Source organism: Pseudomonas putida (assembly GCF_002025705.1).
Classification (GTDB): Bacteria; Pseudomonadota; Gammaproteobacteria; order Pseudomonadales; family Pseudomonadaceae; genus Aquipseudomonas; species Aquipseudomonas putida_J.
In genome coordinates, this window is record NZ_CP018846.1 from 3,816,393 (window position 1) to 3,830,892 (window position 14,500).

14 protein-coding genes are annotated in these 14,500 nt (G+C 65.9%); all 14 read right to left on the bottom strand.

Translation table 11 applies throughout. The annotated features are described in order from the left end of the window. Positions 1-131 precede the first annotated feature (131 nt). The 14 genes from BUQ73_RS17270 to BUQ73_RS17335 all read right to left on the bottom strand — a co-directional run bounded on the left by BUQ73_RS17270 (position 132) and on the right by BUQ73_RS17335 (position 14,349). Complete coding sequence (locus BUQ73_RS17270) at positions 132-830, bottom strand: response regulator (RefSeq protein ID WP_079228982.1); 699 nt, start codon at positions 828-830, stop codon at positions 132-134. After that, positions 827-3,481, bottom strand: coding sequence for a sensor histidine kinase (locus BUQ73_RS17275; RefSeq protein ID WP_079228983.1), 2,655 nt, complete (start codon positions 3,479-3,481; stop codon positions 827-829). Before BUQ73_RS17275 ends, BUQ73_RS17270 begins: the two co-directional genes overlap by 4 nt. Positions 3,482-3,649: 168 nt before the next feature. Beyond that, the gene (kdpC, locus tag BUQ73_RS17280) at positions 3,650-4,201 is read right to left on the bottom strand and encodes a potassium-transporting ATPase subunit KdpC (RefSeq protein ID WP_027919072.1); all 552 of its coding nucleotides are present in this window, start codon (positions 4,199-4,201) and stop codon (positions 3,650-3,652) included. Between the two features lie 10 nt (positions 4,202-4,211). After that, on the bottom strand, positions 4,212-6,266 hold the full coding sequence (gene kdpB / locus BUQ73_RS17285; RefSeq protein ID WP_079228984.1) for a potassium-transporting ATPase subunit KdpB: 2,055 nt from the start codon (positions 6,264-6,266) through the stop codon (positions 4,212-4,214). 10 nt (positions 6,267-6,276) lie between these two features. Continuing rightward, positions 6,277-7,971 (bottom strand): potassium-transporting ATPase subunit KdpA, encoded by a 1,695-nt coding sequence (gene kdpA / locus BUQ73_RS17290; RefSeq protein WP_079228985.1) that lies wholly within the window; start codon positions 7,969-7,971, stop codon positions 6,277-6,279. 9 nt (positions 7,972-7,980) lie between these two features. Further along, entirely contained in the window at positions 7,981-8,070 is a 90-nt protein-coding gene (kdpF, locus tag BUQ73_RS17295) for a K(+)-transporting ATPase subunit F (RefSeq protein ID WP_033696222.1), read from the bottom strand. 254 nt (positions 8,071-8,324) lie between these two features. Further along, positions 8,325-9,371, bottom strand: a complete 1,047-nt coding sequence (locus tag BUQ73_RS17300) for an AI-2E family transporter (RefSeq protein ID WP_079230580.1) — start codon at positions 9,369-9,371, stop codon at positions 8,325-8,327. Positions 9,372-9,383: 12 nt separating this feature from the next. Beyond that, a complete protein-coding gene (locus tag BUQ73_RS17305; protein WP_079228986.1) occupies positions 9,384-10,178 on the bottom strand; it encodes a DUF4892 domain-containing protein in 795 nt (264 codons plus the stop codon). A 109-nt stretch (positions 10,179-10,287) separates the two neighbouring features. Then, positions 10,288-11,142 carry an alpha/beta hydrolase gene (locus BUQ73_RS17310; protein ID WP_079228987.1) on the bottom strand — a complete coding sequence of 285 codons (855 nt, stop codon included), beginning with the start codon at positions 11,140-11,142 and terminating at the stop codon, positions 10,288-10,290. After that, positions 11,139-11,927, bottom strand: coding sequence for an alpha/beta fold hydrolase (locus tag BUQ73_RS17315; protein ID WP_079228988.1), 789 nt, complete (start codon positions 11,925-11,927; stop codon positions 11,139-11,141). Before BUQ73_RS17315 ends, BUQ73_RS17310 begins: the two co-directional genes overlap by 4 nt. Positions 11,928-12,020: 93 nt before the next feature. Then, positions 12,021-12,395: a hypothetical protein gene (locus BUQ73_RS17320; protein ID WP_079228989.1), complete on the bottom strand. Its 375-nt coding sequence runs from the start codon at positions 12,393-12,395 to the stop codon at positions 12,021-12,023. Positions 12,396-12,505: 110 nt separating this feature from the next. Continuing rightward, on the bottom strand, positions 12,506-12,964 hold the full coding sequence (gene sixA / locus BUQ73_RS17325; protein ID WP_060486063.1) for a phosphohistidine phosphatase SixA: 459 nt from the start codon (positions 12,962-12,964) through the stop codon (positions 12,506-12,508). Continuing rightward, positions 12,961-13,308: a DUF4389 domain-containing protein gene (locus BUQ73_RS17330; RefSeq protein WP_027919063.1), complete on the bottom strand. Its 348-nt coding sequence runs from the start codon at positions 13,306-13,308 to the stop codon at positions 12,961-12,963. The genes sixA and BUQ73_RS17330 overlap by 4 nt, the downstream gene beginning before the upstream one ends. A gap of 15 nt (positions 13,309-13,323) precedes the next feature. Further along, complete coding sequence (locus tag BUQ73_RS17335; protein ID WP_079228990.1) at positions 13,324-14,349, bottom strand: NAD(P)H-dependent glycerol-3-phosphate dehydrogenase; 1,026 nt, start codon at positions 14,347-14,349, stop codon at positions 13,324-13,326. Between the last annotated feature and the right edge of the window lie 151 nt (positions 14,350-14,500).

A 14,500-nucleotide genomic window follows, 5' to 3' on the forward strand; every position in this document is an offset into this window, starting at 1 on the left:
ACGCAGTTCTTGTGGGAGCGGCCTTGCGTCGCGAAAGGGCTGCAAAGCAGCCCCGCACTCTCAACAATGATGCTGAAAACCTTGGGCCGCCTTGCGGCCCTTTCGCGACACAAGGCCGCTCCCACAAGCAGTCAGATCGCAGCTGGCGTCACCAAGCGGTAGCCCACCCCTGCCTCGGTTATGATGAACCGCGGCGCTGTCGGGTCATCGCCGAGCTTTTGCCGCAAATGCCCCACCACGATCCGCAGGTAGTGGGTATCGTCGACATGGGTCGGCCCCCAGATGTCCTTGAGCAGTTGCTGCTGGGTAATCACCCGCCCCGGGTGCCCGGCCAGTTGCGCCAGCAATGCATACTCCTTGCGCGTCAGTGCGACCTCCACGCCATCCAGCGTCACTTTGCGAAAGGCGAAATCCACCACCAGTGGCCCGAAGCTGGCCGTCACTTCGCTGCCACCCGACTGCGGCACCTGGCGCAACAGCGCGCGCACCCGGGCAAGAAACTCCTGAATGCCGAAGGGCTTGGTCACATAGTCATTGGCGCCACCATCCAGCGCATCGACCTTCTGCACCTCGCTGGCCCGCACCGACAGCACCAGCACCGGCACCGCGCTCCACTCGCGCAGATCACGCAGCACCTGCTGGCCGTCCATGTCGGGCAGGCCGAGGTCGAGCACCACCAGGTCGGGCTTGGCCAGCGCGGCCTGGGCCAGCCCTTCGCTGCCGGTGGCGGCCTCGATCACCTTGTAGCCCTGGGAGCTCAGGCTGATGCGCAGGAACTTGCGGATCTGCGGTTCATCGTCGATGACCAACAGGGTGGCGGACTGGCTCATGGGGTTTCGCTTTCGGCTTCAGGTTGCTGGGGCAGCGGCAAGCATAGAGTGATGCAGGTGCCATGGCCATCGATGCCTTCACCGACCAGGATCTGCCCACCGTGGGCACCGATCATGCCCTGGCAGATGGCCAGGCCCAGGCCGGTGCCCTGGCCGCCGCGATCGCCACGGGCAGCGGTGTAGAACATGTCGAAGATCTTCTCGCGCTCGGCCACCGGGATGCCGGGCCCCTGGTCGCTGACAGCAAAGTGCAACTGCTCGTCGTGCACCGATACCTGCAGCTCCAGGCGGCCTTGTGAGGGCGAGAAGCGTGCGGCGTTTTCCAGCACATTGATCAGCGCCTGTTCGATCAACGCGGCGTGCACGAACAGCAGCGGCAGCTCCGCCGGCACGTCGGTGTGCACGCGCAGCGGCGCCAGCACCGCGCGAAGGCGGTTGAAGGCGCTGCCGACGATGTCGGCGGGGGCAACCCAGTCGCGGGCAAGCTTGAGGCCACCGTGGCCAAGGCGGGTCATGTCGAGCAGGTTCTGGATATAGCGGTCCAGGCGTTCGGCTTCGTTGCGCGTGCCTTCGAGCAGTTCACGACGGTCTTCGACGGGGATCGCCTCGCCCAGCGCCAGCAGGCTGTCGATGCTGCCGCGCATGGCCGTCAGCGGGGTGCGCAGGTCGTGGGATACCGAGGCCAGCAAGGCGCTGCGCAGCTGCTCGGTTTCGCCGTGCAGGCGGGCGGCTTCGAGTTGTTCAGCCAGCCGGGCACGGGCCAGGGCCTGGGCCAGAGGTTGGCCGAGGGCCATCAGCAGGCGCCGGCGCTGGGCGCTCAGCGGTTCGCCGGAACGCGGGCGCACGCCGAGCAGGGCCAGGGGTTGATCGTCAACCGCCAGCGGCCACCACCACCAGCGGCCATTGGGCAAGGTATCGCTGCCGTGGCCAGCGGCCTGGCCGTGCTGCCAGGCCCACTCGGCGGCGGCACGCTCGTTGTCGCTCAACGCTTGGGCTTCGCCACTCGCCAGTTGCAGCAGGCCTTCGCTGTTGCGCTCCAGCAGGCACACCTGCACCTCCTTCCAGCCATTGAGGTGTCGGCCGGCCGCATTGAATACCGCCTGGCGGTCGGTAGCCACGGTCAGCCGGCGCGACAGGTCGAGCAGCTGGTTGGTCTGCGCCTGGGTTTCCCGCAGGGCCTGCAGCTGGCTGCGCTGGCGGGCCGCGAGGTTACCGGTGAGCGCCGCCATGAGCAGGAAGAACACCAGCGTCAGCACATCTTCCTCGCGCTGGATGCTGAACGAGAAATTCGGCGGAATGAAGAGGAAGTCGTAGCTCAGGAACGACAGCGCCGCGCAGGCCAGCGCCGGGCCCAGGCTGCTGCGCACGGCCACCAGCAGCACAGCAGCAAGGAACACCAACGAGATGTTGGGTAGCGCCAGCACGCTCGACACGCCCCAGGCCAGGCCGGCTGCCAGCACCGTAGCCAGCAGCGCGAGCAGGTAATGGCGCCAGACCCACACCCGGCTGACCGCCGCTCGGGCCGGACGGGCCTGGCTGTCACGGTCGAGCACGTTGATCTCCAGGCCATGGCTTTCGCGCAGCAGCCGGGTGGCGACGCCGGCACCGAACAGGCGCCGGCGCAGGCGGTCACGGGACTGACCGACCAGCACCAGGCTGGCACGACGCTCGCTGGCGTGCTGGATCAAGGTCCGCGCCACCTCACCAGCGCGCAGCAACACCACCTCGCCACCCAGGCGTTCGGCCAGTTGCTGGGCCGCCTGCAGGCGCTGGCGGGCGGCTTCGTCACGCAGCCGGCCGTTGTCGACATGTACCAGGCTCCACGGCAGGTGGCGGCGCTGGGCAACGCGGCTGGCGTGGCGCACCAGGCGTTCGGCCTGCTCGTCGCCATCCACGCCCACCAGCAGGCGCCCACGCAAGGCCGGCGCCGCTTCGCCGCGCAGTCGGTAACCGTGGGCCAGGTCGGCGTCGACCTGGGCGGCGGCGGTCTGCATGGCCAGTTCGCGCAGGGCGGTCAGGTTGGTTTGCGAGAAGTATGCGTCGATGGCGGCCCGCGCCTGCTCCGGCACATACACCTTGCCTTCGCGCAGGCGCTCCAGCAGTTCACGCGGCGGCAGGTCGATCAGCACCAGTTCGAAGGCTTCCTGCAGCACCCAGTCCGGCAGGGTTTCGCGCACTTGCACGCCGGTAATGCCGCGGACCTGATCGTTGAGGCTTTCCAGGTGCTGGACGTTGACCGTGGTGTACACGTCGATGCCGGCGGCGAGCAGCTCCTGCACGTCCTGCCAGCGTTTGGCGTGGCGGCTGCCGGGGGCGTTGGTGTGGGCCAGTTCATCGACCAGGGCCAGGGTCGGCGCGGCCTGGAGCAGACCGTCGAGGTCCATTTCTTCAAGGGTGACGCCGCGGTATTCGCTGCGCAGCAGGGGCTGCTGGAGCAGGCCGCCGAGCAACGCTTCGGTCTCGGCACGGCCGTGGGTTTCCACTACCCCGGCCAGCACCTGCACGCCCTGGCGTTGCTGGGCGTGGGCGGCCTGCAGCATGGCAAAGGTCTTGCCGACGCCGGGAGCGGCGCCGAGGAACACCTTGAGCCGACCGCGACCGCTGCGTGGGAGGGTGGCCAACAGCGCGTCTGCGCGGGTGGAGTCACTCATGTTTCGTCCTTCTGGGGGCATCTCATGCCTTGTAGGAGCGGCCTCGTGTCGCGAAAGGGCCGCAAGGCGGCCCCAGGTTCTCAGCATCAGTGCTGAGAATGCTGGGGCTGCTTCGCAGCCCTTTCGCGACACGAGGCCGCTCCTACAGGGGGCGAGGGCAGTTTGGTATCAGCGACTCAGTTGCTCAAGTGCCTGGTTCAGTGCCAGCACATTGACCACCGGCGGTCCGATCAATGGGTGGAGGGTGGCCTCTTCCAGCAAGGCTTGCAAGCGTTCCACCGGCACCTGGCGCGCCGCCGCCACCCGAGGAATCTGGTAGGCCACCGCTTCCGGTGGCAAGTGCGGGTCCAGGCCGCTACCTGACGTAGTCAGCAACGCCTGGGGCACCGGCCCCAGCGGCGCCTGGTACAGTGCCGCAGCATCGCCCTTGACCCGCTCGGCCAGTGCCGGGTTGCTCGGTGCCAGGTTGCTCGCGCTGCTGGCCACGGTGGCGAATGCCCCCGCCGAGGGCCGCGAGTGGAACCAGCCATCACCCTGGAAATCCTGGGCGATCAGGGCCGAACCACGCACCTGCCCGCCTGCATCGCGCACCAGGCTGCCATTGGCCTGCTCGGGGAACGCCAGCTGGGCAACCCCGGTAACCGCCAACGGGTACAGCGCGCCAGTGACCAGGGTCATCAGCAGGATCAGGCTCAACGCCGGGCGTACGTAACTGTTCATGATGGCCTCCTCAGACCAGATGCAAGGCATTGAGCAACAGGTCGATCAGCTTGATCCCGGCGAACGGCACGATGATGCCACCCAGCCCGTAGATCAGCAGGTTGCGCCGCAGCAAGTGCGCCGCACTCGCGGCCTGCACGCGCACACCGCGCAGCGCCAGCGGGATCAGCACGATGATGATCAGCGCGTTGAACACGATGGCCGAAAGAATCGCGCTCTGCGGGCTGGCCAGGTGCATCAGGTTGAGCACACCCAGCTGCGGATAGATGGCGGCGAACAGCGCTGGCAGGATGGCGAAGTACTTGGCCACGTCGTTGGCGATGGAAAAAGTGGTCAATGCGCCGCGGGTCACCAGCAGTTCCTTGCCCACCTGCACCACATCCAGCAGCTTGGTCGGGTCGCTGTCCAGGTCGACCATGTTGGCTGCCTCGCGCGCCGCCTGGGTACCATCGTTCATGGCCATGCCGACGTCCGCCTGGGCCAGCGCCGGGGCGTCGTTGGCGCCGTCGCCGCACATGGCCACCAGGCGGCCGTCGTTCTGCTCCTGGCGAATGCGCGCCAGCTTCTTCTCTGGCGTGGCCTCGGCGAGCACATCGTCCACCCCGGCTTCGGCAGCGATGGCTGCAGCGGTCAGCGGGTTGTCGCCGGTCACCATCACGGTACGGATGCCCAGCTTGCGCAGCTCGGCGAAGCGCTCGCGGATGCCCGGCTTGACCACATCCTTGAGGTGAATCACGCCAAGCAGACGCTTGTCGACGCACACCAACAGAGGAGTACCACCGCTCTGTGCGATGCGCTCCACTTCACGCGCCAAAGCGGTTGGCAGGTCGAGGCGCTGCATGCCGACGAAGGCCAGCACTGCGTCGACGGCACCCTTGCGGTAGCGGTGCTGCTGGAAATCGATACCCGACAGGCGCGTCTCGGCGCTGAAGGCGATCGCCTGGTACTGCCCGGTCGAAGGCTCTATGAAATCGTGCAACTGGCGCAGGTACTCGACAATCGACTTGCCCTCGGCGGTATCGTCGGCCAGCGAGGCGAGCAATGCGCCCTCCCCCAGTTCCTTGGCGGTCACGCCCTGGGCGGCGTGCAACGCGCTGCAGCGGCGGTTGCCGAAGGTGATGGTGCCGGTCTTGTCGAGCATCAGCGTATGAACGTCGCCGGCCGCCTCCACCGCACGGCCGGAGCGGGCGATCACGTTCAGGCGCACCAGCCGGTCCATGCCGGCGATGCCGATGGCCGAGAGCAGGCCGCCGATGGTGGTGGGAATCAGCGTCACCAGCAGTGCAGCGAGGAAGATCAACGGCAAGCTGCCGCCGGCAAAATGGGCGAACGGCTGCAGGGTTACCACCACGATCAGGAAGATCAGGGTCAGGCCGATCAACAGGATATCGAGGGCGATTTCGTTGGGGGTCTTTTGCCGCTTGGCACCTTCGACCAGGGCGATCATGCGGTCCAGGGTCGACTCGCCGGGGTTGCTGGTGATGCGGATCAACAGCCAATCCGAGACCAGCCGAGTGTTGCCGGTAACGGCCGAGCGGTCGCCACCGGACTCACGAATGACAGGCGCGGATTCGCCAGTGATGGCCGCTTCGTTGACCGCCGCGATGCCTTCGAGTACCTCGCCGTCACCAGGGATCATTTCACCGGCCACCACGCGTACCACATCGCCCTTGCGCAATGCCGTGGCAGCGACGCCTTCAAAACTGCCATCGCGCTTGCGGCGCTGCGCCGTCAGCCCCTGGCTACCGGCCTTGAGGCTGTCGGCACGGGCCTTGCCCCGGCCTTCGGCAAGGGCCTCGGCGAAGTTGGCAAACAGCACGGTGAACCACAGCCACAGGGCGATCTGCGCGGCGACGCCCGTGCTGACGCCATTGCCGGGCGCGAAACACAGCGCGGTGGTGAGAATGGCCGTCAAGGCGACCACTAGCATCACGGGCGCACGTTTGAGCTGGCGCGGGTCAAGCTTGACGAAGGCCTGCACCAGTGCCGGGCGCCACAGCGCTGCGAAACGGGTCTGGTCGTTGGCGCTGCGCGAGGCTTTCACTTCAGGAATGGGCATGTTCATGGATGATTCCTCAGAAACCCAGGCTCAGTTGTTCGGCGATCGGCCCGAGGGCCAGGGTCGGCAGGAAGGTCAGGCCACCGACCAGCAGGATGGTCACCAGCAACAGGCTGGCGAACAGCGGGCCGTGGGTGGGGAAACTGTTGCTACCCTGGGGCGCGGTCTTTTTCGCTGCCAGGCTGCCGGCCAACGCCAGGATCGGCAGGATGTAACCGAAGCGGCCGATCAGCATGGCCAGGCCGATCATCACGTTGTGGTACACCGTGTTGGCGCCAAACCCGGCGAACGCCGAGCCGTTGTTGGCGGTGGCCGAGGTATAGGCGTACAGCAGCTGACTGAAACCGTGGGCGCCCGGGTTGCTCACAGCGCCTGCCGGCCCAGGCAAACTGGCGGCGATGGCCGCGAGCACCAACACGCCAACCGGCATCACCAGTAGGGTTGCCACCAGTAGCTGTACCTCACGCGCCTGCAACTTCTTGCCGAGGTATTCCGGCGTGCGGCCGATCATCAGGCCAGCCAGGAACACGGCAATCAGCACGAACAGCAACATGCCGTAGAGCCCGGCACCGACGCCGCCAAAAATCACCTCGCCGACCATCATGTTGACCATCGCGACCATGCCGGTCAGCGGGTTGAGGCTGTCGTGCATGGCGTTGACCGAGCCATTGGAGGCAGCCGTGGTGGTCACTGTCCACAGCACCGAGCCGGTGGTGCCAAAGCGGCTTTCCTTGCCTTCCATGGGCGCGCTCTGCTGCACCTGGGCGCTTTCCAGTTCCGGATTCGGCTGGTGTTCCGACCACAGTGCAGTGGCGCCGCCGAGCAGGAACAGGGCGAGCATGCAGGCGATGATTGCGCGGCTCTGGCGCAGGTCCTTGACGTAGTGACCAAAAGTGAACACCAGCGCCACCGGGATCAGGATGATCGAGGCCACCTCGAACAGGTTGCTCCAGGCCGTCGGGTTCTCGAACGGGTGCGCCGAGTTGACGCCGAAGAAGCCGCCACCGTTGGTGCCCAACTGCTTGATGGCAATCTGGCTGGCGGCCGGGCCCAGCGGGATGGTCTGGTCAGCGCCCTGCAGGGTAACGGCGTGGGCGTAGTCGGCGAAGGTCTGTGGCACGCCCTGCCAGACCAGCAGCAGTGCCAGCAGCAGGCACAAGGGCAGCAGGCCGTAGAGGGTGGCGCGGGTCATGTCGACCCAGAAATTGCCCAGGTCAGTGGTGGAGCGGCGAGCGATGCCGCGGCACAGGGCAACCAGCACGGCCAGGCCGGTGGCGGCGCTGACAAAGTTCTGCACAGTCAGGCCAAGCATCTGGCTCAGGTAGCTGACCGACGCCTCGCCGCTGTAGGCCTGCCAATTGGTGTTGGTTACGAAGCTCACCGCCGTGTTGAACGCCAGCGACCATTCCTGGCCGGGCAGGTGCTGCGGGTTGAGTGGCAGGTAGCCTTGCAGCAGGAGTACAGCGAACAGCAGCACAAAGCCCGCCAGGTTGAAGGCCAGCAGGGCCAGGGTGTACTGCTTCCAGTTCTGCTCCTGGTCGGCACGCACGCCAGCCAGGCTGTAGCAACGCCGCTCCAGCGGGCCCAGTACAGGCGTCAGCCAGGTGCGCCGCCCTTCCATGACCTTGTAGTAGAAACGCCCGAGCCAGGGTGCCGGCAACAGCACGATGGCGAAAAAGACCACTAGCAAAGCGTAATCGTAACTGTGCATGGCCGCTCCCTAGCTGCGATCGGCGCGCAGCAGCGCCACCAGCAGGTAAACCGCCAACGCCACTGCCAGCAGCAGTGACAGACCGTCGAGCATGTACATGAGTGGAACTCCCCCGTGGTGCGGCGTTGACCGCTTTGAGGGAATTGTCCGAGGGAGGGGCGTAAAGGGGCGAGATCAGGGGGTGGGGATGGGAATAAAGAATGCGTAAAGATGAGGTTTGTTGAATGCCTGCATTGACCTCTTCGCGGCGGTTCGACGCCTCGATAAACCCGCTCCCACAGAGGCCGCACCGAATTCAAAGGCTATGGCGATCCTGTGGGAGCGGGTTTACCCGCGAGAAGGCCAGTGCAGGCTCACTGCTGGGGCTGCGCCGAATTGCGGCTCCAGTCCAGCAGCAGGCTGTAACCAACCGCCAGCAAGGTCGGGCCGATGAACAGGCCGATGAAACCAAAGGCGATCAACCCGCCAAATACGCCGAGCAGCACGATTACCAGCGGCAGGTTGCCGCCCCGGCTGATCAGGTAGGGCTTGAGCACGTTGTCCACGCCGCTGATGACGAAGGTGCCCCAGATGCCGAGGAACACCGCCATGCCGTACTCGCCCTTCCATACCAGCCAGCCGGTCGCCGGGATCCACGCAAGTGGCGGCCCCATCGGGATCAGGCTGAGCATGAAGGTCACCAGCCCCAGCACGATCGCCCCGGGTACCCCGGCGATCAGGAAGCCGATCAACGCCAGCAGGGCCTGGGCCGCCGCCGTGCCGATCACGCCGTTGACCACCCGTTGCACGGTCCCGGCCACCAGCTCCAGATAGTAATCGGCCCGCTCGCCCACCAGCCGGTTCAGCAGGCGCAGCACGAATGCCGACAGGCGCGGCCCGTCACGGTAGAAGAAGAATACGAACACCAGGCTCAGGGTCAGCTCCAGCACGCCACTGCCGATCTGCGCGCTGCGCGCCAACAACCAGTTGCCGACCTGCCCCAGGTAAGGTTTCACCGATGCCAGCAGGGCTGCGCCTTGCTGGTCGAGTGATTGCCACCAGCGGACCAGGCGCTCGCCAACGAAGGGAATGCCGCCAAGCCAGTCTGGTGCATCGGGCAGGCCATCGACCTGCACGTCCCGCACAAAGGCGGTGGCGTCGCGGATGTGGTCGGCCAGGTTGAAGCCCAGCCACACCAGCGGCAAGGCGACGATCAGGATCCAGGCCGTGGTCAGCACGCTGGCAGCCAGGGTTTCACGCCCACCGAGCACACGCGTCAGCAGGCGCATCAGCGGCCAGCTGGCGAAGGCCAGGATCGCGCCCCACAACAACGCGGATATGAACGGTGCCATGACCCACAGGGCGGCACCGAGCAGCGCCAGCAGCAGAATCTGGATCAACAGGCGGTCATTATTGGCCATGGTGGCGCTCACTCAACGGATCAGTTCCAGGTGCAGGCCATCGGTGGGTGCATCACCGACTTCAAGCCGGCCGTCACGCACGCCAGCCTTGACCAGCTGTTCGCGCCAGGCCCCGGCCTGGGCGCCGCTCAGGCTTGCGCGCAAGGTGCTGTCGAGGTTCAGGCTGCGCGCCAGCAAGGTCACCCAGCTGTCCCTTGGCGCAGCCAGGTCAGGGTAGTCGAGTTTGCCGGTGTCGCGCATTTCACGCAGCACCGTGGCGGCGGTGGGCAGTATTTCACCCAGCGGGCTGCTGGCAACGAACTCTTCCACATGCAGGTAGGCGCGGCGGTTGCCACGGGTCACGCTGTACAGCGCGACCAGGGTGTCGGCCTCCTCGGCCGAGCGGCGCAGGAGGATGAACGCCTGCTGCTCGTCGCCGCCATTCAACCGGGCATTGGCGAACACATCGTTGGCCCACAGGCTGCCTTCGCCACAATCGCGGCCCTGGCACCAGAACAGCGGGTAGCCGCCGTCCTGCTGCAGCGTTTCGCGGGCACTGGTGAAGGCTTCGCGGGCGCTGCGCTCGACCGGCAGCTCATAGGTGACCGAACTGACCTGGCCACGGCTTTCGACCTTGTCTTCGACGCGCAGGCGGCCGCTGATCTTGCGCAACGGGCCCATGGGGTAGACACGTTCCTGCTCCACGGCCGGGCGCTGGTCGACCACCTTGGCGTCCACCGGCACCGGCAGGCTGCCGGCCCACACCAAGGGGCTGGCCAGCACGAGGCAGGCGGCGAAGACAGTACGGATGGAAACGGGCGCGCTCATCGGCGACCCATGCGGCGCAGCGCGCCGGGTTGAAGCTCCAGGATGTCTGGCAGTTGCATGGTTGTCTCCCTGTTCAACCCGCCAAGCCTCGACACTTGTCCGGTGCAAGTCAAGCAAAGCCAAAGAAGCGATTGAAACAGTCTGCGACAAGGGCCGCGCCTTGTTCGTCATTAAGGTGCAGGTGATGCCCGCCGGGCAGCAGCGTCTGCTCAAAGGGTAGCTGCTCCAGCAGTTCAGTGTGACGGGCCAGCATGCCGTCGGCGGCCACCACCAGGCTGGCCGGGCAGCTCACCCGCCGCACAAAGGCCATGGCCTGGGCCTGGCTCAGACGCACTGGCGAAGGCAGGGTCAGGCGGCTATCGCTGCGCCAGCTGTAACCACCGGGCACCGGCATCAGGCCACGCCGGGCCAGCAGCTCGGCGGCTTCACGAGTGACCGCGACCATGCCCTTCATGCGCGCCTGTACGCCCTCCTCCAGGCTCGCGTAAACCGACTTGCGCTTGCCGTCCAGGCGCAGCTGGGCCTGCAGGGCCATGCCCAGGCGCTCGCCGGCATCCTGCTCGGCACCGGTGGGCGGGATGACACCGTCGATCAAGGCCAGATGGCTGACCCGGTCTGGCAAGGCACCGGCCAACTGCACCGATATGATCGCCCCCAACGAATGCCCAAGCAGGGCAAAACGCTGCCAGCCGAGTTGTTCGGCAACCCGCAGCACATCGTGGGCGTAATCTGCCAGGGCATAACCAGCGCCCAAGGGGCGATGCTCGGAATAACCGTGCCCGGCCAGATCAAGGGCGACGATGCGCAAGCCCTTCAACTGCGGTGCCAGGCGGGCGAAACTGTTGGCGTTGTCCAGCCAACCGTGCAGGGCGATCACCGGCAGGCCGTCCGCCGGGCCGAACAGGTGCGCGGCCAGTTCGATATGGCCCAGGCTCAGGCGGACCTCCTCGACCTGGGCGCTCATGCCTGGCTCCAGCGGTCGAACAGGCCCTTGATCAGGCTGGCCGTGTCGGTAGGCCGCTCCAGCGGAAACATGTGCCCACCCGGCACACTGTGGTATTCACCCCGGGGCATGCCGCGCACCGCCAATGCATGGTGGCGGCGGATGACCGTGCTGCGCTCGCCACGCACCATCGCCAAGGGTACTTGCAACTGGCGCGCGGGCGCCGGGCTGGCGTGGGGGATATTGCGGTAGATGCTGATCTCCGTGGCCGGGTCGAACCGCAGGCGCAACCCCTGCTCGGCCACCTGCAGGCCATGCTCGAGGTAGGCCTCCAGGCAATCAGGGTCGAAGTGGCGGAACAGCGACTTGCTGGCAAAGTAGTCACGCGCGCTGTCACGGTCGGCGAAGGCTTCACGCCGCCCCAGGGTACGGCCAGCCGGGGTGATACGGTCGATGAAGCCAAAACGTTTGGCGGTGCGCAGCAGCCATTGGTCAGCACGGGTCAGGACCGGTGAGTCGAGCATCACGACTCCGCGGTACAACTCGGGCCGGCGCAAGGCCGCATGCAGGTGCAGCACGCCACCCAGCGAATGGCCGACACCCCAGACCGGCGCCTCTTGCTGTGCCAAGTGATGCAGCAGTTCATCGACCAGGTTCTGCCAGTTGTCGTCCACCGGAAAGCGCGGGTCATGGGCATGCTGGGCCAGGTGACTGACCTGGTAATCCGGCGCCAGGGCGGCGAACAGCTTGCCGTAGGTGGCCGAGGGAAAACCGTTGGCATGGGCGAAGAAGATCTGCTGCGACATGGCGCCTGGTCCAGACGGGGGATGATGGCCCATTGTCGGCGTCATGCTGGCACTGGGCAACGTCTGTAAATGTCATCGCCAAGGGCAATCAGGTCATGCCGACTCGTCGAAACTGGCCAGCGAACGGCGCAGACAGGCTTGCATGTAGGCAATCTGGCTTTCCAGCGCCTCACGGGCCAGGCCCTGGTCCTGAAGGTCGAGCTGCAGGCGGCGCAAGGCCAGGCAACTGGTTTGCAGCAGGTGAGACATGCGCATGCAGGATTGCTGCAGCTCGTGCAGGTCCTGCTCGACATGGAGGTTGTCCAGCGGACGCTGCTCGACCCTGTTGCGAATTCTGCCCATCAGATGATGAAGCTTGGCGTCGGCAGCCTCGCGCAGCAGGCTGTACTGGGCGAAATCGAGCCGGTTGTTGTTCTGCACGTCTTCAATCGTGGGCTGCAGATCCAGGGAGCGCAAAAGCTCGTGCATCAACCCGCTCATTCAATGCTCCCGGCCATCTCGTTCACTGGTCATTCCGGCGCCAAGCATCCATTGGATCCAAAATAAAGGCAACTGACAATAATGCCAGTTGCTTCAGCTCAGTCAGGGACGTTAAGCGCGCGTAATGCCATCAGACCTGCCAGCGGCCAGTCGCCTTCCAGTTCCGCCAGGCTGGCGGTGCTCATTGGCGCTGGCTGCTGCAGATGGCCATGCTCCAGCATGCCGACCAGCGCCCCCACCAGTGGCTGGTGGCTGACCAGCAGCACATGCTCCAGGCCCAGACGCTCGATCTCGCCGATCACCTGCCGCACATCGCTGTCGGGTGTCAGCCACGGTACGGTGCGCACAGGATCGGCGAAGCCCAGGGTGTCATGCACCAGGGCGGCGGTCTGTTGCGCACGTACGTACGGACTGGCAATGATTGCCTGCAACGGCTGGCCAAGCAGCCGCGCAGCACTGTGCAGCACCTGCTCGCGGCCATGGCCGGTCAGGCGCCGCTCGGCGTCGGTATTGGCGCGCGGTTCCGCCTCGCCGTGGCGCAGCACCCACAGCTTCACAGCTTGGGCTCCTCGTCGCGCACCGGATGCGCTGCCGGGGCCACGGCGTGGGGCGCCTCGCCTTCCGGGGCACGCGCTGCCGGCCAATCGGCGAACGGCCAAGGTTTCTGGTCAGTGTGGAAGGTACCGAAACGGCCGATCTGTGCCAGGTACTGGCTGAGGCTGTCACCAAAGTTCATCAGGCTGGCGCTCGGTGCGCCATAGACCAGGCGATAGATCAGTTGCACCAGCACCAGGCCGCCGAGCAGCAGCTCAGCCAGTTGCCAGACCACCAGGAACACCAGCATCCACAGCACCCGCAGGATGATCGACTCGCGCTGGGCGCGCTCGGGTGTATCGTTCATGTGCTGCTCCTTCGCTCAATTGAAACCACTGATGGAAATGAAATCGACGTCGGTCTTCGGCTCGGCGCGCATCAAGTGCTCGATCACCTGGTTCAGCGTGCGGCCTTCGAACAGGATGGCGTGCAGGCCGGCCACCAGCGGCATGTAGACCTGCACTTCCTGGGCCTTGGCCTTGAGCACCTTGAGCGTATTGACCCCTTCGGCCACTTCGCCCAGGCGGCTGACTGCCTGTTCCAGGCTCAGGCCCTGGCCCAGTGCGTGGCCAACCTGATAGTTGCGGCTCTTGGGTGATGAGCAGGTGACGATCAGGTCACCGACACCGGCAAGGCCGAGGAAGGTCATGGGGTTGGCGCCCTGGCTGACGGCAAAGCGGGTCATCTCGGCCAGCGCACGGGTGATCAGCATGCTCTTGGTGTTTTCACCCATGCCCAGGGCGACGGCCATGCCGGCAATGATCGCGTAGACGTTCTTCAGTGCACCGCCCAGTTCGACGCCGAAGCGGTCACTGCTGGCATAGACGCGGAAGGTGCGCCCGTGCAGCACAGCCTGCACCCGCTGGCACAGTTGTTCGTCTTCACTGGCGACCACGGTGGCGGTCAGCGCGTGTTCGGCAATCTCGCGGGCCAGGTTGGGGCCGGACAGCACGCCGATGCGGGCCTCAGGCGCGATTTCTTCGAGGATCTGGCTCATCAGCTTGAAGCTCTGCGCCTCGATGCCCTTGGTCAGGCTGACCAGGTATTTGCCGCGCAGCAGTTCGGCATGCGGCGCCAGGACGCTGCGCAGGGCACTCGACGGCAACGCGACAAAGATCAGGTCGCTGGCTTGCAAGGTGGCCAGCAGGTCGTTGACCGGCTCGACACCGTCCTGCAGGCGGATGCCCTTGAGGTAGCGCGGGTTCTCGCGGTTGACCCGCATCGCCTCGGCCTGCTCGGGGTCACGCATCCATTGGCGCACCGGCACGCCATTCTCGGCCAGCAGGTTCGCCACGGCGGTGCCGAAGCTACCGCCTCCCAGAACTGCAACAGGTTGCTGTTCAGTCATATTCAATCCGTTAAAGCCATTAAGTTAAGTGGCGACCAAGCCATTATACGGCGCGCCTGCTACAGAGCCAGTGCCGGGGCTGATTCGGTTCGCCATGGTATTTCTGGTGCCCGTGTGATCGCGCGCAGGCAATTCGAACCCAGGCCACTGG

Bases quoted from the DNA above. Each gene is read 5' to 3' on its own strand.
- BUQ73_RS17270 (WP_079228982.1), bottom strand. From the start codon at position 830: ATGAGCCAGTCCGCCACCCTGTTGGTCATCGACGATGAACCGCAGATC.
- BUQ73_RS17275 (WP_079228983.1), bottom strand. From the start codon at position 3,481: ATGAGTGACTCCACCCGCGCAGACGCGCTGTTGGCCACCCTCCCACGC.
- kdpC (WP_027919072.1), bottom strand. From the start codon at position 4,201: ATGAACAGTTACGTACGCCCGGCGTTGAGCCTGATCCTGCTGATGACC.
- kdpB (WP_079228984.1), bottom strand. From the start codon at position 6,266: ATGAACATGCCCATTCCTGAAGTGAAAGCCTCGCGCAGCGCCAACGAC.
- kdpA (WP_079228985.1), bottom strand. From the start codon at position 7,971: ATGCACAGTTACGATTACGCTTTGCTAGTGGTCTTTTTCGCCATCGTG.
- kdpF (WP_033696222.1), bottom strand. From the start codon at position 8,070: ATGTACATGCTCGACGGTCTGTCACTGCTGCTGGCAGTGGCGTTGGCG.
- BUQ73_RS17300 (WP_079230580.1), bottom strand. From the start codon at position 9,371: ATGGCCAATAATGACCGCCTGTTGATCCAGATTCTGCTGCTGGCGCTG.
- BUQ73_RS17305 (WP_079228986.1), bottom strand. From the start codon at position 10,178: ATGAGCGCGCCCGTTTCCATCCGTACTGTCTTCGCCGCCTGCCTCGTG.
- BUQ73_RS17310 (WP_079228987.1), bottom strand. From the start codon at position 11,142: ATGAGCGCCCAGGTCGAGGAGGTCCGCCTGAGCCTGGGCCATATCGAA.
- BUQ73_RS17315 (WP_079228988.1), bottom strand. From the start codon at position 11,927: ATGTCGCAGCAGATCTTCTTCGCCCATGCCAACGGTTTTCCCTCGGCC.
- BUQ73_RS17320 (WP_079228989.1), bottom strand. From the start codon at position 12,395: ATGCACGAGCTTTTGCGCTCCCTGGATCTGCAGCCCACGATTGAAGAC.
- BUQ73_RS17330 (WP_027919063.1), bottom strand. From the start codon at position 13,308: ATGAACGATACACCCGAGCGCGCCCAGCGCGAGTCGATCATCCTGCGG.
- BUQ73_RS17335 (WP_079228990.1), bottom strand. From the start codon at position 14,349: ATGACTGAACAGCAACCTGTTGCAGTTCTGGGAGGCGGTAGCTTCGGC.